This window comes from Rhizobium sp. 0TCS1.26, assembly GCF_050455525.1.
Classification (GTDB): Bacteria; Pseudomonadota; Alphaproteobacteria; order Rhizobiales; family Rhizobiaceae; genus Neorhizobium.
Window position 1 is genome coordinate 252,158 of the sequence record NZ_JBCIYV010000004.1, and the last position, 19,912, is coordinate 272,069.

Below are 19,912 nucleotides of genomic sequence, written 5' to 3' on the forward strand. Positions count from 1 at the left end.
CTAGAGCTGCCGCCGACGCTCGACGCATGGCGCCATGACGCAGAGCAGTTCGAAGAGGATGTTCGCTCCGGCAAGCGCGGTGACGCCCGCCACATCAAAGGGCGGCGCGACCTCCACCACATCGGCACCGACGATGTTGATACCGGCGAGAAGCCGCACCAGCTGCTGCGCCTCGCGGGTGGAAAAGCCGCCGATCTCCGGCGTGCCGGTTCCCGGCGCCATCGACGGGTCGATGCTGTCGATGTCGAAGGTGACGTAGGTCGGGCCGTCGCCGGCGATCCGGCGGGCTTCGGCCATGACGTCCTTGGCGCCACGCTCGACGAACTCTTCCATGTAGATGATGCGGATACCCTGCGCCTTCGCCCAGTCATGATCGGTCGTGTCGTAGATCGAGCCGCGGATACCGATCTGCACCATGCGCTTCGGATCGAGCAGCCCCTCTTCGATGGCGCGGCGGAATGGTGTGCCGTGGGTGTATTTGTTGCCGCCGAAATAGCTGTCATTGGTATCGGTGTGCGCATCGAAATGAATGAGCCCGACCGGACGGCTTTTCGCAACGGCGCGCAGCACCGGCAGCGTCGTCAGGTGATCCCCACCGACCGAGAGCGGCACGGCACCGGCCGCGACGATGGCGGCAATGCCAGCTTCGATGCGTTGCAGACCATCCATCAGATCGATCGGGTTGACCGACACGTCGCCGACATCGGCAATGTTGGCGATCGAGAACGGCTCTACGCCGGAGACATGATGCACGCGGCGGATCAGGCTCGACTGGTTGCGCACCTCGCGCGGCCCGTGCCGGGCGCCGGCCCGGTTGGTCGTTCCTCCGTCCCAGGGGATGCCGACCAGCGCGATGTCCAGACCCTCGGCCGAGGTGACGGCAGGCAGCCGCATGAAGGTGGAGTGGCCGGCAAAGCGCGGCACTTCGGCGGCATCGACGGGCTGGTGAAACTGAGTGCTCAAGCAAGGCTCCATGCGGCGAGGAAGTCGTCTGTCTTACTGGCAGGAGTGGAGCAGAGCCTGTCGCCGCTGTAAATGCCGCACTGCGAGATCGTCCGCCTCAGACGTCTGGAACGTCGAAAGCTTCGCCCGGGCGCATCGCCCGGAACCGCTCCGGCTTCATCTCGGCTGCCGAAAGCGCATTGCCGAGGGCCGCCAGCGGCTCCTCGATGCCTTCATCCGTCAGCTTGAAGGTGCCCCAGTGGTGACCGAGGGCGTAGGAGGCGCGCGCCAGCTGCATGCCGGCCACCGCTTCCTCCGGGTTCTGGTGCTGGGCCTTCATGAACCAGCGCGGCTCGTAGGCGCCGATTGGCAGGATGGCCAGCCGGAAGGGTCCGTGCCTTTCCGAGGCTGCGCGGTAGTTTTCGCCCTGGTGAAAGCCGGTATCGCCGATGTGGTAGATCTTGCCGGCGAGCGTCTCGATGACGAAGGCGCCCCACAGCGCCATGCGGCGATCGCCGACGCCGCGCGCCGACCAGTGATGGCACGGCTCGCAGTGAAGCGTGACGTTCTTTCCGACATAGGCCGTGTCGCCCCAGTCCATGACGGTGATGCGCGGATCGTCCAGCGACGGGCCGAAGATCGCATCATTGCCGAGCGGCGTGACAAACAGCGGCCGGTGCGCCTCGTGCACACGCTTCAGCGTCACAAGGTCGAGATGGTCGTAATGGTTGTGGGTGACGATGACGACGTCGATCGTCGGCAGATCCTCGAAGCGGATGCCCGGCTGGTTGACGCGCTTCGGGCCGGCAAAGCTGACAGGGCTGGTCCGTTCCGCCCAGACCGGATCGGTGAGGATGTTCAGGCCAGCCACCTGGATCAGCATCGACGCATGGCCGGCCATGGTGACCACCATGCGGTTGCCCGAAACGCGCTTTTCCGGCACCGCGGGTTCGACGGGGCTCGGATACGCGTCCGGCCAGCCGATGCTCTTGCCGTTGAGACGCCAGCGGAGCAGGCTCATCAGGCCTTCCGGCTGCTCGCCGTTCGGGTTGAAGAAGCGGGTGCCGTCGAAATGATCGGAGGCCGGACCGGAATAATAGCGATTGGCAGCCATGGCTCTCCCCGCGGCAAAGCCCCCACCCAGAAGGGCAAGACCACCGATGCCGGCCCGTTTCATGAATTGGCGTCTTTTCATGATGAAGGTATAGGAAGCGGTCTGAGAAGCCGCAAGATAAAGCGCTGCAAACACGCAAAGCCAGGCTTTGGCATCACGCAGGCTTGATATCCGTCAAGGCAAAATCATTGCCGACGAAAAGCAGCGGAACGTCGAGGCTGCGGGCAGAGGCGTAGGCAAAGCAGTCGCCGAAATTCAGCTTTGCCGGATGGCCGACGGCACGGCCGTAGGTGCGGGCTGCAGCAAGCACTGCGTGATGCGCACCGAGCGGAATGGGCACTTCCGTGGCGCCGATCACGTCGAGAAACTGCTCGACATCCGCCTGTACTGCCAGGATGAGGGGTGCAGGCGTCGGAACCTGATCGCCGTGTTGCGAGATCGACGTCTTGCGGGCGATGGCGATGACGGCTTCGTACATGGTCAGCGACGTGTAGTGGAACGGGCCGGCAGATCCAGCCAGTTTCTGCAGGAGCTGGCTGGCGGTCGCTTCGCCCGTCAGGATGGCGACGAGCGCCGAGGCATCGAGAAACATCAGTTTCCCCACATCTCGTCCATGTAGGCCTTCTCATCAAAGGCTGCGGCATGCGAACCCATTCTTGCGACGACCCTGTCCTGGATTTCCTTCACGCGGTCGGCCAGCAGCGCCTTGTCGTCGCCGCGCTTCAGCTCGTTTTCCAGCGCCAGGCGAATGGCCTCCTCCTTGGTTTTGGCGCCCAGCTTCTGCATGACTTCCGCCGCCAGCGCATCGACCACGGGATCGCGGATGATCATCGACATCGCAAGGCATCCTTTGCGCCAACGGACAACAGAAGATCCGTTATAGCCGAAAATGCAGGCACTCGCAAAGCAGCCTGACGGGGCCAAACCCCGGGCCGCCTTGACTTTCCGGGCATCATGCTGTTTAAGCCCGGCATCTGCTGAAAGTTGACAAGACTTTAGCCGCCGACCGGGACCCATAAAGGTGTAAAGAGTTCCCGGAGGTCAACACCCGACAGCGCGATGCGCCCTCGGGTGATTTCCGGCTGTTTCTCTTGTTTTTCGGTGGCAGGAACACAACGTTGCGGCTCGACCGTCAGCGTTGAGAAGGAAGAAACGATGTTCGAAAGCCTCCAGGACCGTCTTGGCTCCATCTTGAGTGGACTGACCGGCCGTGGCGCATTGAGCGAAGCGGATGTGTCCGCCGCTCTGCGCGAGGTTCGCCGTGCGCTCTTGGAAGCGGACGTGGCGCTGGAAGTCGTGCGCTCCTTCACCGACAAGGTTCGCGAGAAGGCCGTCGGCGCCGAAGTCCTGAAGTCGATCAAGCCCGGCCAGATGGTCGTCAAGATCGTCCATGACGAGCTGGTCGAGATGCTTGGCTCGGAAGGCGTCTCCATCGACCTGCATGCGGTCGCCCCCGTCGTCATCATGATGGTCGGCCTGCAGGGCTCGGGCAAGACGACGACTTCCGGCAAGATTGCCAAGCGGCTGACCGAACGCGAGCGCAAGAAGGTCCTGATGGCCTCGCTCGACACGCGTCGTCCGGCCGCCCAGGAACAGCTGCGCCAGCTGGGCGTCCAGACCGGTATCGACACGCTGCCGGTGATCGCCGGCCAGTCGCCGACCGACATCGCCGCGCGCGCCGTGCAGGCAGCCAAGCTCGGCGGCCATGACGTCGTCATCCTCGACACCGCCGGCCGCACCCATATCGACGAGCCGCTGATGGCCGAGATGGCCGAGATCAAGGCCCGCTCCAAGCCGCACGAAATTCTGCTGGTGGCCGACAGCCTCACCGGCCAGGACGCCGTCAACCTCGCCCGCAATTTCGACGAGCGCGTCGGCATCACCGGTCTCGTGCTGACCCGCATGGACGGCGACGGTCGTGGCGGTGCAGCGCTTTCGATGCGCGCCGTCACCGGCAAGCCGATCAAGCTCATCGGTACCGGCGAGCGGATGAACGAGCTCGAGGAGTTCCATCCGCGCCGTATCGCCGACCGCATTCTCGGCATGGGCGACATCGTTTCGCTCGTCGAGAAGGCTGCCGAAAACATCGACGCGGAAAAGGCCGCGGCGATGGCCAAGAAGATGCAGTCGGGCAAGTTCGACCTGAACGACCTTGCCGACCAGCTGCGCCAGATGAAGTCGCTCGGCGGCATGGGCGGCATCATGGGGATGATGCCCGGAATGGCCGGCATGAAGGACAAGCTCGCCGCGTCCGGCATGAACGACAAGATGTTCGACCGCCAGATCGCCATCATCGGCTCGATGACCAAGGCCGAGCGCGCCAACCCGGACATGTTGAAGCATTCCCGCAAGAAGCGCATCGCCGCCGGCTCCGGCACCGACGCCGCGGAGATCAACAAGCTCCTGAAGATGCACCGCCAGATGGCCGACATGATGAAAGCCATGGGCGGTAAGGGCAAGGGCGGCATGATGAAGCAGATGATGGGCGGCCTTGCCGGCAAGATGGGTCTTGGTGGCATGGGCGGAATGGGCGGTCTCGGCGGCATGGGCGGCATGCCCGACCTGTCGAAGCTCGATCCGAAGCAGCTCGAAGCCCTGCAGAAGCAGGCAGAAGCCGCCGGCCTGCGTCCGGGTTCGATGCCGGGCCTCGGCGGCGGAATGCCGGGCCTCGGCGGCGCCAAGCTTCCGGGCCTGGGTGGAATGCCGGGTCTGCCCGGCTTCCCCAAGAAGAAGTAAGGGGTGACGGCGCAGATGAGCGATCCGAAGGTGAAGCAGCAGCTCGGCAACTACCGCCAGTCGATCGACAACATCGACGCGGCGCTGATCCACATGCTCGCCGAGCGTTTCCGCTGCACCAAGGAAGTGGGCATCCTGAAGGCCCAATACGATTTGCCGCCGGCCGACCCGGCGCGCGAGGAATACCAGATCGAACGGCTTCGCAAACTTGCCAAGGACGCTCATCTGGATCCGGATTTCGCCGAGAAGTTCCTGAACTTCGTCATCAAGGAAGTCATCCGGCATCATGAAGCCATCGCCGCTGAACACGGCGAACCGAAACAGACCGCCTGACGGCGGCCTCAACAACAGTCCAGCCCGCCGCAGATGGCGCCTGGCTCCAAACACTAGGAGTTCTACATGTCCCTGAAGATCCGTCTCGCCCGTGGTGGTTCCAAGAAGCGCCCGTACTACCACATCGTCGTTGCCGACGCCCGCGCCCCGCGCGATGGCCGCTTCATCGAGAAGCTCGGTTCGTGGAACCCGATGCTCGGCAAGGATTCGGACGCCCGCATCCAGATGGACGGCGACCGCATCAAGCATTGGGTTGCCGCCGGCGCCCAGCCGACCGACCGCGTTCTGCGCTTCATGGCCCAGGCCGGCCTGGCCGAGCGCGCCGAGCGCAGCAACCCGGACAAGGCAAAGCCGGGCAAGAAGGCCCAGGAGCGCGTTGCCGAGCGGGCCCAGAAGGCTGCCGACGCCGCTGAAGCTGCTGCTTCTGCCGAATAAGTCCGGCGCATATCCTCGTTCTTTTGGCGGGTGGCATGGCGACATGCCGCCCGTCATCTATTTTCAAGGCGCAGGATGCGCTCTACAACGCTTCAACCGAACAGGAGCGATCATGGCCAAGCTTGAGAACCCTATCCTGATGGCGACCATCGGCGCGGCCCAGGGCCTGCGCGGCGAAGTCCGGGTGCGGCCCTTCACCGGCGATCCGACCGCGCTTGCCGAATACGGTCATCTGCATGCCATGGACGGCCGCGTCTTCGAAATCCTCGAGCTGCGCGAGGCGAAGAATGTCGTCGTAGTGCGCTTCCGCGGCATCAACGACCGGACGACGGCTGAATCCCTGAACGGGCTCGAGCTCTACATCGACCGCGACAACCTGCCCGACGAGGAACTCGACGACGACGAGTTCTACTATGCCGACCTGGAAGGGCTGGAAGCCGTCGACACCGAAGGCCGCAGCTACGGCCAGGTGAGCGGCGTCTTCGATTTCGGCGCCGGCGACCTGCTCGAACTGAAGGGCCAGGGACGCCGCCCGACGCTCATTCCGTTCTCGGAAGCGGCGGTGCTGGAGATCGACCTGGAGAACGGCCGCATCATCGTCGATCCGATCGCCGCCGGGCTGATCGATACGCCCGACGATGGCGACCCGACCCGGCCCGCCGGCAAGGGTGGCAACAAGAACAGCAAGCCGGACTGATCTGAAGCCATGCCCTTCCGCGCCACCATCCTGACGCTCTACCCGGACATGTTTCCCGGCCATCTCGGCCATTCGCTGGCCGGCAAGGCGATTGAGCGTGGCCAGTGGTCGCTGGAGACGGTGCAGATCCGCGAATTCGCCGATGACCGCCACCGCACGGTCGACGACACGCCGGCCGGCGGCGGCGCCGGCATGGTCCTGAAACCCGATATCCTTGCCAAGGCGATCGATTCGGTCGCTGCCGATCCGCGGCCGAGACTGCTGATGAGCCCGCGCGGCCGCCCGCTGACGCAGAAGCGGGTGCGTGAACTGGCGGATGGGGATGGCGTGGTGATCGTCTGCGGCCGTTTCGAGGGGGTCGACCAGCGGGTGATCGATGCCCGCGGGCTCGAGGAAGTCTCTGTCGGCGACTACATCCTTTCCGGCGGCGAGCCGGCCGCCCTGACGCTCCTCGATGCGGTCGTCCGCATCCTTCCCGGCGTCATGGGCAACGATGCTTCCGGCACCCATGAGAGCTTCGAGACTGGGCTGCTGGAGCATCCGCACTACACGCGTCCGCAGGAATTCGAGGGCCGCACCATCCCGCCGGTCCTGACCTCCGGCAACCACGCGGCGATCGACAAGTGGCGGCAGGCGGAAGCGCAAAAGCTGACGGCGGAGCGCCGGCCCGACCTTCTGGCGAAGCGAACGGCAGACGTCTGATGACGCTGCTTCTCAGGCTTGAACACCTGGCGATCGCGCTCGTCGCCCTCGCCCTCTACTGGAACGGCGGCGCCGGCTGGCGCCTGTTCCTGCTGCTGGTCCTGGTGCCCGACCTCTCGATGCTCGGCTATGTTTTCGGCCCGCGCACCGGCGCCATGGCCTACAATATCGTCCACACGTTCGTCGCCCCGGGCCTGTTGCTGGCGGTGGGCTATCTGGCGGGCTGGGACCTGGCGGTTCCGGTGGCGCTCATCTGGGTCTTCCACATCGCCTTCGATCGCATGTGCGGCTACGGGCTGAAGCGGACGAGCGGATTTCACGAGACGCATCTCGGGCGGATCGGCGGCGGCAGGCAGGACTAGGATCGATCCGCGTGCCGTCAGCCGGTGACGAAGTAGTAGATCGTCAGCGCGATGCCGACGGCCACCACCAGAACCCGCATGATCGTCTGCGGCACTCGGCGCGCAAGCCAGACGCCGGCCCAGCCTCCGGCAGCCACGGCCGGGATCATCACCACCGCCTGCGGCCAGCCGACCACGCCGCCGCCGATGAACACCAGCAGCGCCATGGCGGCAATCACGGTGGCAAGCAGGTTCTTCAATGCGTTCAGGTGATGATAGCCGCCGCCAGTCGTCAGCCCCAGCACCGCCAGCATCATGATGCCCATGCCGGCGCCGAAGAAGCCGCCATAGACGGCGGTGAGAAACTGGCCGAGGATACTTGGCAGGCTGTTGGTGGCGCGTTCCTCGCTGGCCTTCGGCTTGAGCAGCGGCCCGGCGGCAAACAATGCGGTGGCCGCCATCAGCAACCAAGGCACCATGGCCCGGAACGACGGATTGTCGAGCGCCAGCAGGATCAGCGCACCGCCCAGCCCGCCGAGCAACGAGGCGATGGTAAGTACGACGGCGCCGCGCCACATCTTGGCGATCTCGTGCCGGTAGGCGAGCGTCGAGGTGACATAGCCGGGAAACTGCGCGATGGAGGAGGTGGCATTGGCCGAGATCGGCGGCAGCCCGGCAAGCGTCAGGGCGCCGAACGTCAGGAACGTGCCGCCGCCGGCAATCGCGTTGACGGCGCCGGACAGGAAGCCCGCCACGAACAGCAGCCCGATCATTGCCAATGTCATCCGGTGTCCTCCCAAACGCCTTGGCCGAGCAGATACCGGCGAAGCACCGGTCGGACAAGGGGCGGCAGGCGATATCTTTCACACCACCGCCGGCCGCAAAGGGGGTGACAAAGCCTGCGCTTTCGTGTAACTGCCCACGCGGACATGGGAGATACTCCCGTCGACCAGCAAGCAAAGAATGGCGAATTCGCTCCTGCCCCAGTGGCACGATCCCGCGGCACGTCCCAAGGATACGATGTTGAGCGCTCTGGCTGTTTGAGAAAAATTAGAGGTTAGACCGATGAACATCATCCAGCAGCTGGAAGCCGAACAGGCTGCCAAGATCGAAGCCAAGCGTACGCTTCCGGAATTCTCCCCGGGCGACACGCTGCGCGTCAACGTCACGGTTCGCGAAGGCAACCGTACCCGCGTGCAGGCCTACGAAGGCGTTTGCATCGCCCGTTCCGGCGGCGGCATCAACGAAAGCTTCACTGTCCGCAAGATTTCCTACGGCGAAGGCGTCGAGCGCGTATTCCCGGTCTACTCGCCGCTCGTCGAGAGCGTCGAAGTCGTCCGCCGCGGTAAGGTCCGTCGCGCCAAGCTGTACTACCTGCGCGATCGTCGCGGCAAGTCGGCTCGTATCGTCGAGAACACCAACACCCGTACCCGCAAGCTGAACGAAGCCGAGCGTACGGCTGCCGCTGAAGAGCGTGCACGTCTGGAAGCCGAAAAGGTTGCAGCAGCACAGGCGCTGGCAGCCGAAAAGGCAGCAGCAGAGGCAGCCGCCAAGGCCGAAGCCGAGGCAGCAGCCAAGGCTGAAGCAGAAGCCGCAACGGCTGCAGAAGCTTCCGCCGAATAAGACGCGACGTTTCCACCCATTGAAAAGGCGGCTCCGGGAGCCGCCTTTTTTGTTGTCTTCCGTCAGGCCCGCGCCGGCCCGGATCAGTGCCCTGCGCTAGGATTGCACCGACGGCCGGCCGTGGCGGGCCAGCATGCGGCCGACGACAATGACCAGCACGCCGGCCATCGCCAGGCAGGCGGACAGGAAGAACATCGGCGCGATCGTGCTGCCGGTCGCATCGCGGATCCACGGCACGACGTTCTGGGCGATGAAGCCGCCGAGATTGCCGACAGAATTGATCGCCGCGATACCGGCGGCCGCCCCGGCTCCCTTGAGGAAGCGCCCCGGAAGGCTCCAGAACACCGGCTGGCCGGCGAAGATACCGGCAGCCGCGACGCACAGCAGCGCGAACTGCACCACCGGGACCGAGATCACCGCCGAAAGCAGCAGGCAGAGCGCGCCGACGAACGCCGGGCCGACGATGTAGGGCGTCTTGTTCTCCGTCTTGTCGGCAGCGCTCGGCACCAGCCATAGCGCCAGCGCGACGATTACCCACGGAATGATGTTGATGAAGCCGTTGACGGTGTTGGAGACGCCGAACCCCTTGACGATGGTCGGCAGCCAATAGCTGAGGCCATAGGCGGCAAGCGGGAAGCCGATGTAGCAGAGCGCCATCAACAGGACGCGCGGGTTAAGGAGCGCGCGGAAACCGTTATCGGCATCCTCTGCCATGCCGGCATTTTCCGAGGCCAGGCGCTCTTCCAGCCAGCGCTTCTCGTCGGCGCTGAGGAATTTTGCCTTGGCCGGCGTATCGTCGAGATAGAAGAAGGTCACGACGCCGGCAATTACTGCCGGAACGCCGGTGGCAAGGAACACCCACTCCCAGCCCGCGTAGCCGAAGAGGCCGTCGAGATCGAGCAGCATGCCGCCGAGCGGCGCGCCGATCGCATTGGCAAGTGCGCTGAAGATCATGAACAGGCCGACCATGCGGCCGCGATAATCCTTCGGGAACCACAGGGTGAGCAGGTAGAGCACGCCCGGGAAGAACCCGGCTTCCGCAACGCCCAGCAGGAACCGCAGGATATAGAACATCGTCGGGCTGCTGGTATAGGCAAGCGCGATGGTGACGATGCCCCAGGAGACCATGATCCGGGCAAACCATTTGCTGGCACCGAACCGGCTGAGGAACAGGTTGCTCGGCACCTCGAAGAGGAAGTAGCCGATGAAGAACAGCGACGCGCCGAGCCCGTAAGCGTATTCGCTCAGACCCAGCGCATCGACCATCTGCAGCTTGGCGAAGCTGACGTTCTGGCGGTCGATGTAGGCGATCAGGTAGAGAAAGCCCAGAAAAGGCATGAGCCGCCATGTGATCTTGGCGATCAGATTTTTTTCGGAAACCAATGGAGTCACTCCAGGACAAACGCGGTGCCGCGCACCGTCTTCCAAGGAAATTAGCGGAGGCCGGACGGGCGACAAGTGACGGAGCTTACGGGGGCGAAAGTGCAATTGCCGGACTGCCGGAAAACTGCTAAATAACGCCACATGGGATCGAAATTCGGATGCCTCGCGAACCAGTTCATCGTGCTGCAGGACCATAAGCGTCTGCCGGCACGATTTTTCGCGCGCGTGTCCGGCGCCCTGTACAGCCGACTTCGGACGCGCTGAGCAGGCCTTTTGCCGGCAGCATTTGCTGCCGAGCCTTCAATTCCCTTTTTCTTCGACATCAACGGATGGCAGCCATGAGCGCACCCCGCACCCTCTACGACAAGATCTGGGACGACCACATCGTCAGCCAGGACGAAACCGGCACCTGTCTTCTCTATATCGATCGTCACCTCGTGCATGAGGTGACGAGCCCCCAGGCGTTCGAAGGCCTGAGGCTTGCCGGGCGTCAGGTCCGGGCGCCGGAAAAGACGCTCGCCGTCGTCGACCACAACGTGCCGACCACCGCCGACCGTCACGAGGGCATCAAGAACGAGGAAAGCCGCATCCAGGTGGAGGCGCTCGCCCAGAACGCCCATGATTTTGGCGTCGAGTATTATTCGGAGAAGGACGTCCGCCAGGGCATCGTCCACATCGTTGGCCCGGAACAGGGCTTCACCCTGCCCGGCATGACGATCGTCTGCGGCGACAGCCACACCTCGACGCACGGCGCCTTCGGGGCGCTGGCGCACGGCATCGGCACGTCCGAAGTCGAGCATGTTCTGGCAACCCAGACGCTGGTGCAGAAGAAGGCCAAGAACATGCTGGTGCGTGTCGACGGCCAGCTGCCGCCGGGCGTCACCGCCAAGGACATCATTCTCGCCATCATCGGCGAAATCGGCACCGCCGGCGGCACCGGCCACGTCATCGAGTTTGCCGGCGAGGCAATTCGCGCGCTGTCGATGGAAGGCCGCATGACGATCTGCAACATGACGATCGAGGGTGGCGCCCGCGCCGGCCTCATCGCACCGGACGAGACCACCTTCTCCTACATCAAGAACAAGCCGCGCGCCCCGAAGGGCCAGGCCTGGGACATGGCAGTCGACTACTGGAAGACGCTGCAGACCGACGAAGGCGCCCACTACGACAAGGTCGTCGTTCTCGATGCGGCCGCCCTGCCGCCGATCGTGTCCTGGGGCTCGTCGCCGGAAGACGTCATCTCCGTACAGGGCGTCGTGCCCAACCCGGACGAGATCGCCGACGAGAACAAGCGGACCTCCAAGTGGCGGGCGCTCGACTACATGGGCCTGAAGCCGGGCACCAAGATCACCGACATCCCCGTCGACCGGGTGTTCATCGGCTCGTGCACCAATGGCCGCATTGAAGACCTGCGGGCAGCGGCAGCCGTCGTCGACGGGCGCCGCGTCGCGCCGACGGTGTCTGCGATGGTCGTTCCGGGCTCAGGCATCGTCAAGGAACAGGCGGAAGCGGAAGGCCTCGACCGGATCTTCCTCGACGCCGGCTTCGAATGGCGCGAACCGGGCTGCTCCATGTGCCTGGCGATGAACGACGACCGGCTGAAGCCGGGCGAGCGCTGCGCCTCCACCTCGAACCGCAACTTCGAGGGTCGCCAGGGCTTCAAGGGGCGCACCCACCTCGTCTCGCCGGCCATGGCGGCCGCTGCCGCCGTCACCGGGCACTTCGTCGATATCCGCGAGTGGAAGTGACGACAGGCGCGGCTTAGAGCCTGCCGGACACATGAGCCGCCGGATGCGAAAGCGTCCGGCGGCTTTTTTACTCTGTCCTGGCTGCTGATCACGGATGCGCGGAACACGTGATTGACTGGCGCCGGCACAGCTCTACGGTGGAGGCTTTCGAACCGGTTCCCGCATGCCGCCCAACACAAGCTCTTTTCGCCTTGCCCGCAGATGCGGGACGACGCACCCATGAGCCCGACCGTCATTGCATTGGCACTGACCGCGGCCGTCCTGCATGCAAGCTGGAATGCCTTCCTGCGCTCCGGTGCCGACAGGCTGTGGTCGATCACGGTGATGGGCGTGACGGGGATCGTCTGCGCCATCCCGGTGATGCTGTGGCTGCCGCTCCCGACGCCGACAGGCTTTGCCTATATCGCAGCCTCCTCCATCCTCCAGGTGGCCTACAGCCTGTTTCTGGTGGCGGCCTACCGGCACGGCGACCTGAGCCAGGTCTACCCCGTTGTGCGCGGCTCGGTACCGCTGCTGGTGACCTTGGGCGGCGTGCTGACGGGCCAACTGCTGGCGCCTGAGCAGTTGCTCGGCGTGGCGCTGATCGCGCTCGGCATCATGAGCCTGTCGCTGGGCAAGGTGCGGGCGCCAACCTCGTCCATCCTCTGGGCGCTGCTGACCGGCCTGATCATCGCCACCTATGCGACGGTCGATTCGAACGGCGTGCGACACGTTTCCGATCCGCGCGCCTATGCGGCCTGGGTGCTGTTCACCTACGGTGTGCTGCTGATCCTCGCCTATCTCGTCATGCGCGGCAGACTGGCGATCGACCTTCACCACCGCGAGACCTGGAAGGCGCTGGGCGGCGGGATCTTCGTGCTGATCGCCTATGGCGTGGTGATCATTGCCTACTCGCTCGGACCGGCAGGCCCGATCACCGCCATCCGCGAGACGAGCGTCGTCTTTGCCATGCTGATCGGCCGGCTGTTCCTCGGAGAGACGCTGACGCCGCGACGCGTCATCGCCTGCGTGATCGTTGCGGCCGGCGCGATCGTCATCGGCCGCTGACGCTAGACAACCCGCACCACCGTGCCCCGTCGCATGACGGCGAGCAGCCGGCGCATGTCGCGAAGGCTGACCGCGACGCAGCCGGCGGTCGGCTCGTAGCCCGGGCGGATCAGGTGGAAGAAGATCGCCGAGCCACCGTAGCGTTTGCGCGCCGTGACGTTCCAGTCCATGACGAGGCAGATATCGTAGAGGCCGTCGCTACGCTGCATCTCCTCGTGGCTCGGCCTGAACGGCGCCCGCACAAGACGGTTGTAGGAAGGATGCTCCGGCTGGTCGCACCACAGCATGTCAGGGCGGATGCGCCGCATCGGCAGCGCTGTCTTCGGCAGCGGGCCTCGGTCGCCGCGCACGAAACCGGAGAGCAGCTTCATCGCAGCGATCGGCGTTGCACCGTCTCCCTCGCGCTTCAGCACGGTGCGACCGCTCCGGCCGATGGCCGCCGCAAAGGTCAGCGGGCCGCACTGGACGATCGCCCGGCTGCGGTTTCCCGGAGCCGCACGAACCGCGAGCGTCGACGGCCCACCTCTCAACTTCTTGCGACTCGATGCCATTTTTCTCACATGATTTTGCTTTGAAGATGATTTTGTTTGAATTCATAGCATGATCGGACTTACATCGAAGGACCTGTGAAGCCTGTCTGACAGGATGACGGCAGGGAAAGAGAAAGGGCACGGACGGCATGGCCGCACGCACCGTACTGCTGGTGGACGACGACGACGATCTGCGTGGAACGCTGATCGAGCAGCTTTCCCTCTATGAGGAATTCAGCCTGCTGCAGGAGCCGAATGCCAGCAAGGCAATCGCCACCGCCAAATCGCGCCAGATCGACCTCCTGATCATGGATGTCGGCCTGCCGGACATGGATGGTCGCGAAGCGGTGAAACTGCTGCGCAAGGGCGGCTTCAAGGCGCCGATCATCATGCTGACCGGTCACGACACCGACAGCGATACCATTCTCGGCCTCGAGGCCGGCGCCAACGACTATGTCACCAAGCCGTTCCGCTTCGCTGTGCTTCTGGCGCGCATGCGGGCCCAGCTTCGCCAGTACGAGCAGAGCGAGGATGCGACCTTCACTGTCGGCCCCTATCTGTTCAAGCCGAGCCAGAAGCTGTTGACCACCGACGACGGCAAGAAGATCCGCCTGACGGAGAAGGAAGCGGCGATCATCCGCTATCTCTACCGGGCCGGCCAGAAGGTCGTGACCCGCGACGTGCTGCTGGAAGAAGTCTGGGGATATAATTCCGGCGTCACGACGCACACGCTGGAGACCCATGTCTACCGGCTGCGCCAGAAGATCGAGCGGGATCCGTCCAGCGCCGAGATCCTGGTAACCGAAAACGGCGGCTACAAGATCGTCCCCTAACCCGAGGCGGGCATGGCGCTCAGCGACGACATCAGGCTCCTTTCGCAGGTGCCGCTCTTCCAGGGACTCGACGACGACCAGCTGCGGCTGGTCGCCTTCGGTGCGGAGCGTCGCAATATCGGCAAGGGACAGGCGCTGTTTCGCGAACATTCGCCGGCCGAGTGCGCCTTCGTCGTCTCACGCGGCCGCTTCGACCTCTATACCGAAGGACGCGACGGGCTGGCGGAGTTAAACAGCTCGGTCGGTCCCGGCACGCTGTTGTCCGAGCTGGCGCTGGTGACGATGGTGGAGCGCAAGTTTACCGCGGTCGCCGCCGAAGACGGCGAGGTGCTACGCGTGCCGCGCACGCTCTTCCATCGCCTGCTCGAAGAGTATCCGGCGGTGGCCCGCCTGCTGGAGGCGAGGATCAAGGAAAACCTCGTGGCGCTCGCCAAGGCCGCACAGGCGATGTCGGGACGGTTTGCCTGAAACAACATGCCGGCGACGCCAGTGTCAGATGACGCTGAGCGACCCGTCGCTCTCGAGCACGACAGCCTGCACCTTCTCAAGGCCCTCGTGGCCGTTCGCGCGAACTGCGCTCAGGATCTCACCCTCGGTTATTCTCTGCCTGCGCATTGCGCCATTGCACAAAGCCCCCTGCCGGACCAGCAGCGTCGGCTCGGACCGGATGACCTTTGCGGCGTCCTCCGAACGGACGGAGACGAACGTCACGAGGTACTGCAAGCCGATCAGCAGGGCCAGGGCGGTTATCCCCTCGGCCAGCGCGATGCTCTCCTGCAGCAGGATGGCAGAAAGCGTCGATCCAAGCGCAACCGTCACAACCAGATCGAAAGCGTTCATCTTTGCTAGGGTCCGCTTGCCGGAAATCCGCAGAAACAGCACCAGAACCACGTAGGCAAGCACGCCGACGATCACCGTCCGGGCAATGCCGGACCACCCTTGAAAGAACATTCCCTCCAAGCCCATGCATCATCCTTTCCCAAAACCATCTGGTTCGGGAACTCGACGCGGACGGTGATGTTCCTTGATCGGCTGGACGGCTTTCGCAAGGGCGACCAACCCTCCGTCAGAACTTGAACCGGGCCGTCACCGGCACGTGGTCGGAGGGGCGGTTCCAGCCGCGGGCTTCCTTCAGCACCTCGATCCTTTCGAGCGCCGGACCGAGATCGGCGGACGACCAGATATGGTCGAGCCGGCGGCCGCGGTCTGCCGCTTCCCAGTCCTTCGCCCGGTAGCTCCACCAGGTGTAGAGCTTTTCCGACGCCGGGACGTGCTGGCGCATCAGGTCGATCCAGCCGCCCTTTTCCATGATCGCGGTCAGGCCTTCGGTTTCCACCGGCGTATGGCTGACGATCTTCAGCATCTGCTTGTGCGACCAGACATCGTTTTCGAGCGGCGCGATGTTGAGGTCGCCGACGAGGATCGACGAGGCACCCGGCATGTCGGCCCGCAATGCCTTCATCTCCTCGACGAAATCCAGCTTGTGGCCGAATTTCGGATTGATCGTCCGGTCGGGCTCGTCGCCGCCCGCCGGCACGTAGAAGTTATGGATGCGGATGCGGCGTCCGCCACGCTCGAAGATCGCCGAGATGTGCCGGGCATCGCCCACGCCGCAGTAATCCTGCCGGTGATCCTCGATCAGCGGCACCTTGGAGATGGTCGCCACGCCGTGATAGCCCTTCTGCCCGTGCAGGATGATGTACGGATAGCCCATCGCCTTCAGTGGCTCGAGCGGGAACTCCTCTGCCCGGCACTTGATCTCCTGCAGGCACAGGATGTCCGGCTTTTCGCGTACGATGAACTGCTCGACGATCGGCAGCCGCAGGCGTACGGAATTGATGTTCCAGGTGGTGACGGAAAAGCTCATGGGGAGAAACCTCGACGTGATGCGCCGAGGTTTAGAGCGTCACGCGGGTAAAGGGCAAGGGCGATCGCCGCTGAACTTGGCCACCGGGCAAAAAGCCACGGGATACATCCACGGCAGCGTAGACACCCCGATGCGCCGGATCGAGGCGCACAAGGATCAGAGCTTGTGGACTTCGTCGTAGGGGATGGTGAAAACCTTGTCGTCGAAGCGGACGCCCGACTGGACATTGTAGATCATCACCGACGTGTCCTTGTTCTGCAGGTCGCTGATCGTCCACTGGCGCAGGTCGAAGGTCTTCGGATCGAACATCATGGTGATCGTCGAATCGCCGAACACCGTCTTGTTGCCGAGCACGATGGTGGTGAGATCGGATTCCTGCTTCACATCGCGGACCATCTGGTTCGACAGGTCGATGCGGTCAGCGAGCAGCAGGCTGAGCGGCGTCTTTGACAACGGATAGAGGTCCCAGGTCTTCAGCTTGAGATTGCCGATGACGACGTTCTTTCCGTCGGCGATGACGCGGATCGGCGACGGATCCTCGAAATTGAACCGCAGCTTGCCGGGACGCTCGATGAAGAACTTGCCGCCCGTCTGTTCGCCGCGCGGGCCGAACTGGACGAACTCGCCCATCATCGTCTTCACCGAGGAAAAGTGGTCGGCAATCTTCTGCGCCGCCGGGCCGGCTGCGGCCTGGGCAAGTGCGGAAGGCATGCCCACCAGGCTGCCGGCCGCAAGACCTGCAAGCCCGGCAAGAACCTGGCGGCGGGCCTGCGACACGCAGTCTTTCTGTGGCGCACGGATCGTCATGTCTCTAATCTCCTTCTCGCGTCTTATTGCGGCCAAAGGCGGCGGCTTCGTGGCCGCCAGGCACTGTTACCGCTCGATGATATCGGCCTCCGTCGGAACCAGGATCTCCCGCTTTCCGGCGTGGTTGGCGGGCCCGATCAGGCCCTCCTGCTCCATCCGCTCGATCAGCGAGGCGGCACGGTTATAGCCGATGCCGAGCCTGCGCTGGATATAAGACGTCGATGCCTTTCCGTCACGCAGGACGATGGCAACCGCCTGGTCATAAGGATCGTCGGAGTCGGAAAGATTGCCGGTGCCGGCCGGACCGCTGCCGCCCTCGCCGTCATCATCGTCGTCGGCGGTGATCGCATCGAGATACTGCGGCGACCCTTGGCTCTTCAGGTAGGAAACGATCTCCTCCACCTCGTTGTCGGAGACGAACGGTCCGTGGACGCGCTGGATACGCCCGCCGCCGGCCATGTACAGCATGTCGCCCATGCCGAGCAGCTGTTCGGCGCCCTGCTCGCCGAGAATGGTGCGGCTGTCGATCTTCGACGTGACCTGGAAGGAAATCCGGGTCGGGAAGTTGGCCTTGATCGTCCCGGTGATGACGTCAACCGACGGACGCTGGGTCGCCATGATCACGTGGATCCCGGCGGCGCGAGCCATCTGCGCCAGCCGCTGCACGGCGCCTTCGATATCCTTCCCGGCGACCATCATCAGGTCGGCCATCTCGTCGATGATGACGACGATATAGGGGATCGGCTTCAGGTCGAACTCCTCCGTCTCGTACATCGCCTCGCCGGTCTGGCGGTCGAAGCCGGTCTGTACGGTGCGCGTCAGCACCTCGCCCTTGGCGATCGCCTGCTCCACCCGGCTGTTGAAGCCATCGATGTTGCGAACGCCGATCTTTGACATCTTCTTGTAGCGCTCCTCCATCTCGCGGACCGTCCACTTCAGCGCCACTACCGCCTTCTTCGGGTCGGTGACGACGGGGGACAGGAGATGCGGAATGCCGTCATAGACCGAAAGTTCCAGCATTTTCGGGTCGATCATGATCAGCCGGCACTGCTCGGGCGACAGCCTGTAAAGCAGCGACAGGATCATCGTGTTGATGGCGACGGACTTGCCCGAGCCGGTGGTGCCGGCGACCAGCAGATGCGGCATCTTGGCCAGATCGGCAATGACAGGTTCGCCGCCGATCGTTTTGCCGAGAGCCATGGCGAGCTTCGCCTTGCTGGTATCGAAATCGCGGCTGGCGATCATCTCGCGCAGGTAGACCGTCTCGCGCGTCTGGTTCGGCAGCTCGATGCCGATCGCATTGCGTCCCGGAACCACGGCGACGCGGGCAGCGATCGCACTCATCGACCGGGCGATGTCGTCGGCAAGGCCGATGACGCGCGACGACTTGATGCCCGGGGCCGGCTCGAGTTCGTAAAGGGTGACGACCGGACCCGGCCGCACGTGGATGATCTCGCCCTTGACGCCGAAATCCTCGAGCACGCCTTCTAGCATGCGGGCATTCTGCTCCAGCGCGTCGGCCGAAAGCGTCGCATCGCGCACCGCGTGGCGGGGCTCGGCCAGCAGATGCATCGACGGTAGCTGGAAACCGTCAGGATCGATGAACGAGGCCTGCGCATCGCGCGCCAGGCGCGGACCGGGCTTCGGCGGCTGGGCCGGGGCAGAAACGCGAACGGAACGGCTGGAGGTCGCGCCACCAGTGCGTGGCGCCACGTCGAAGGGCGGCGCCTCGTCGGGCAGGATGCCGGCGGGCGTCGACGGCATGCCGTCATCGTCCTCGTCGCCGTCGATGCTGAGCGGCGGTGGCGACAGCCTGCGGCGCGCCGCCATCAGGTCTGACATCGGGCTGTCGAGCGACGGCTCCAGACGTCCGGCGGCGGTGCGGACCTTTGCCCGCACGGGTTCGTTCAGCGTGCCGAACTCGTCCTCGTTGAAATCATACGGCTCGTCGTAGGAAGCGGCCGAGCGCGGCTTGATGCGCAGCAGCCGGCGCATGCGGGCCTGGGCGGTGTACCAGTAATGGGCCATGGCGCCGAAGGCGAGGAAGCCGCCGAAGCCGCTGTCATCGTCCTCCTCGTCGGCAGCCTCTTCGTGCGCCTTGCGCCGCACCGGCGCCGGCATTTCCGCATCGTCGCCCTCTTCGTCGCGCTCTTCGTTGCGCAGCAGGCCTGCGGCAAACAGCAGGAGACCCGCGGTCGGCACGGCGCAGATGACACCGAGGATCATCGCCAGCGTGCCGGTCGGATAGGTGCCGATGAACAGGCCCGGGAAGCGCAGGATCATGTCGCCGATGACGCCGCCGATGCCGTTGGGGATCGGCCATGTGAGCGGCGCCGGGAAACAGCCGAGCGTTGCGGCACCCAGGACGGTGCCGGCGGCCCAGGATCCGAGGCGGGCCGGAAGCCGTGTAACCGGGCGTCCGACGATCAGCGCCAGCGCCCAGGACAGGATCGGCAGCAGCGCGAGGATGCTGGCCAGGCCGACGAACTGCATCATCAGATCGGCGAACGCCGCGCCTGGGAAACCGAGGATGTTCGTCGGTGCACTGCTGGTGGCGTAGGAGAAGCTCGGATCGCGGACGTTCCAGGTGGCGAGCGCGGCGACGGCCAGCGCAAGGCCGAGGAACAGCGCGAAACCGCCAAGCGCCAGGACCTGCCTTATGGCGAACGTCATCAGCGCATGGCGTGTCGAGTGCTGCGCCATTGCTGCGGAAGTGCTTCTGCCCATGATGTCTTTGCCCGCTTCACGTTGTCGACGGGGCGCACGAGGCGACG

The 19,912-nt window shown here is 64.5% G+C and carries 22 protein-coding genes; 11 read left to right on the plus strand and 11 right to left on the minus strand.

Annotated features, from left to right (window positions below):
- From speB to AAIH46_RS18990, 4 genes are all read right to left on the minus strand, one after another.
- On the minus strand, positions 1-963 hold the full coding sequence (speB, locus tag AAIH46_RS18975) for an agmatinase (RefSeq protein ID WP_430307619.1): 963 nt from the start codon (positions 961-963) through the stop codon (positions 1-3).
- A 97-nt stretch (positions 964-1,060) separates the two neighbouring features.
- Complete coding sequence (locus tag AAIH46_RS18980) at positions 1,061-2,119, minus strand: MBL fold metallo-hydrolase (RefSeq protein WP_430307620.1); 1,059 nt, start codon at positions 2,117-2,119, stop codon at positions 1,061-1,063.
- 91 nt (positions 2,120-2,210) lie between these two features.
- A complete protein-coding gene (locus AAIH46_RS18985) occupies positions 2,211-2,648 on the minus strand; it encodes a type II toxin-antitoxin system VapC family toxin (protein ID WP_430307621.1) in 438 nt (145 codons plus the stop codon).
- Positions 2,648-2,893, minus strand: coding sequence for a type II toxin-antitoxin system VapB family antitoxin (locus AAIH46_RS18990; protein ID WP_430307622.1), 246 nt, complete (start codon positions 2,891-2,893; stop codon positions 2,648-2,650). The genes AAIH46_RS18985 and AAIH46_RS18990 overlap by 1 nt, the downstream gene beginning before the upstream one ends.
- Positions 2,894-3,211: 318 nt before the next feature.
- Between AAIH46_RS18990 and ffh the strand changes: the two genes are divergently transcribed.
- The 6 genes from ffh (at position 3,212) to AAIH46_RS19020 (ending at position 7,321) form a co-directional block, all read left to right on the plus strand.
- A complete protein-coding gene (gene ffh / locus AAIH46_RS18995; protein ID WP_430307623.1) occupies positions 3,212-4,792 on the plus strand; it encodes a signal recognition particle protein in 1,581 nt (526 codons plus the stop codon).
- Between the two features lie 15 nt (positions 4,793-4,807).
- Positions 4,808-5,125, plus strand: coding sequence for a chorismate mutase (locus AAIH46_RS19000; protein ID WP_430307758.1), 318 nt, complete (start codon positions 4,808-4,810; stop codon positions 5,123-5,125).
- 66 nt (positions 5,126-5,191) lie between these two features.
- Positions 5,192-5,560, plus strand: coding sequence for a 30S ribosomal protein S16 (gene rpsP, locus AAIH46_RS19005; protein ID WP_430307624.1), 369 nt, complete (start codon positions 5,192-5,194; stop codon positions 5,558-5,560).
- 112 nt (positions 5,561-5,672) lie between these two features.
- A complete protein-coding gene (rimM, locus tag AAIH46_RS19010; protein WP_430307625.1) occupies positions 5,673-6,257 on the plus strand; it encodes a ribosome maturation factor RimM in 585 nt (194 codons plus the stop codon).
- 9 nt (positions 6,258-6,266) lie between these two features.
- Entirely contained in the window at positions 6,267-6,959 is a 693-nt protein-coding gene (trmD, locus tag AAIH46_RS19015; RefSeq protein WP_430307626.1) for a tRNA (guanosine(37)-N1)-methyltransferase TrmD, read from the plus strand.
- Positions 6,959-7,321, plus strand: a complete 363-nt coding sequence (locus tag AAIH46_RS19020; RefSeq protein ID WP_430307627.1) for a DUF4260 domain-containing protein — start codon at positions 6,959-6,961, stop codon at positions 7,319-7,321. The genes trmD and AAIH46_RS19020 overlap by 1 nt, the downstream gene beginning before the upstream one ends.
- Positions 7,322-7,338: 17 nt before the next feature.
- On the opposite strand, the gene AAIH46_RS19025 is transcribed toward AAIH46_RS19020, so the two are convergent.
- Entirely contained in the window at positions 7,339-8,085 is a 747-nt protein-coding gene (locus AAIH46_RS19025) for a sulfite exporter TauE/SafE family protein (RefSeq protein ID WP_430307628.1), read from the minus strand.
- Positions 8,086-8,365: 280 nt separating this feature from the next.
- Between AAIH46_RS19025 and rplS the strand changes: the two genes are divergently transcribed.
- On the plus strand, positions 8,366-8,923 hold the full coding sequence (gene rplS / locus AAIH46_RS19030; protein ID WP_430307629.1) for a 50S ribosomal protein L19: 558 nt from the start codon (positions 8,366-8,368) through the stop codon (positions 8,921-8,923).
- 96 nt (positions 8,924-9,019) lie between these two features.
- On the opposite strand, the gene AAIH46_RS19035 is transcribed toward rplS, so the two are convergent.
- Positions 9,020-10,306: an MFS transporter gene (locus AAIH46_RS19035; protein ID WP_430307630.1), complete on the minus strand. Its 1,287-nt coding sequence runs from the start codon at positions 10,304-10,306 to the stop codon at positions 9,020-9,022.
- Positions 10,307-10,644: 338 nt separating this feature from the next.
- Between AAIH46_RS19035 and leuC the strand changes: the two genes are divergently transcribed.
- Positions 10,645-12,054, plus strand: coding sequence for a 3-isopropylmalate dehydratase large subunit (gene leuC, locus AAIH46_RS19040; RefSeq protein ID WP_430307631.1), 1,410 nt, complete (start codon positions 10,645-10,647; stop codon positions 12,052-12,054).
- Positions 12,055-12,273: 219 nt separating this feature from the next.
- Entirely contained in the window at positions 12,274-13,101 is an 828-nt protein-coding gene (locus AAIH46_RS19045; RefSeq protein ID WP_430307632.1) for a DMT family transporter, read from the plus strand.
- A 2-nt stretch (positions 13,102-13,103) separates the two neighbouring features.
- On the opposite strand, the gene AAIH46_RS19050 is transcribed toward AAIH46_RS19045, so the two are convergent.
- The gene (locus tag AAIH46_RS19050; protein WP_430307633.1) at positions 13,104-13,652 is read right to left on the minus strand and encodes a L,D-transpeptidase family protein; all 549 of its coding nucleotides are present in this window, start codon (positions 13,650-13,652) and stop codon (positions 13,104-13,106) included.
- A gap of 128 nt (positions 13,653-13,780) precedes the next feature.
- Between AAIH46_RS19050 and AAIH46_RS19055 the strand changes: the two genes are divergently transcribed.
- Complete coding sequence (locus tag AAIH46_RS19055) at positions 13,781-14,464, plus strand: response regulator transcription factor (RefSeq protein ID WP_430307634.1); 684 nt, start codon at positions 13,781-13,783, stop codon at positions 14,462-14,464.
- 12 nt (positions 14,465-14,476) lie between these two features.
- On the plus strand, positions 14,477-14,932 hold the full coding sequence (locus AAIH46_RS19060; protein ID WP_430307635.1) for a cyclic nucleotide-binding domain-containing protein: 456 nt from the start codon (positions 14,477-14,479) through the stop codon (positions 14,930-14,932).
- A gap of 24 nt (positions 14,933-14,956) precedes the next feature.
- On the opposite strand, the gene AAIH46_RS19065 is transcribed toward AAIH46_RS19060, so the two are convergent.
- The 4 genes from AAIH46_RS19065 to AAIH46_RS19080 form a co-directional block, all read right to left on the minus strand.
- Positions 14,957-15,415, minus strand: coding sequence for a DUF421 domain-containing protein (locus tag AAIH46_RS19065; RefSeq protein WP_430307759.1), 459 nt, complete (start codon positions 15,413-15,415; stop codon positions 14,957-14,959).
- 115 nt (positions 15,416-15,530) lie between these two features.
- Positions 15,531-16,331 (minus strand): exodeoxyribonuclease III, encoded by an 801-nt coding sequence (locus AAIH46_RS19070; protein WP_430307636.1) that lies wholly within the window; start codon positions 16,329-16,331, stop codon positions 15,531-15,533.
- Positions 16,332-16,487: 156 nt separating this feature from the next.
- Positions 16,488-17,138 (minus strand): outer membrane lipoprotein carrier protein LolA, encoded by a 651-nt coding sequence (locus AAIH46_RS19075; RefSeq protein WP_430307637.1) that lies wholly within the window; start codon positions 17,136-17,138, stop codon positions 16,488-16,490.
- Between the two features lie 66 nt (positions 17,139-17,204).
- On the minus strand, positions 17,205-19,865 hold the full coding sequence (locus AAIH46_RS19080) for a DNA translocase FtsK 4TM domain-containing protein (protein ID WP_430307638.1): 2,661 nt from the start codon (positions 19,863-19,865) through the stop codon (positions 17,205-17,207).
- Positions 19,866-19,912 lie beyond the last annotated feature (47 nt).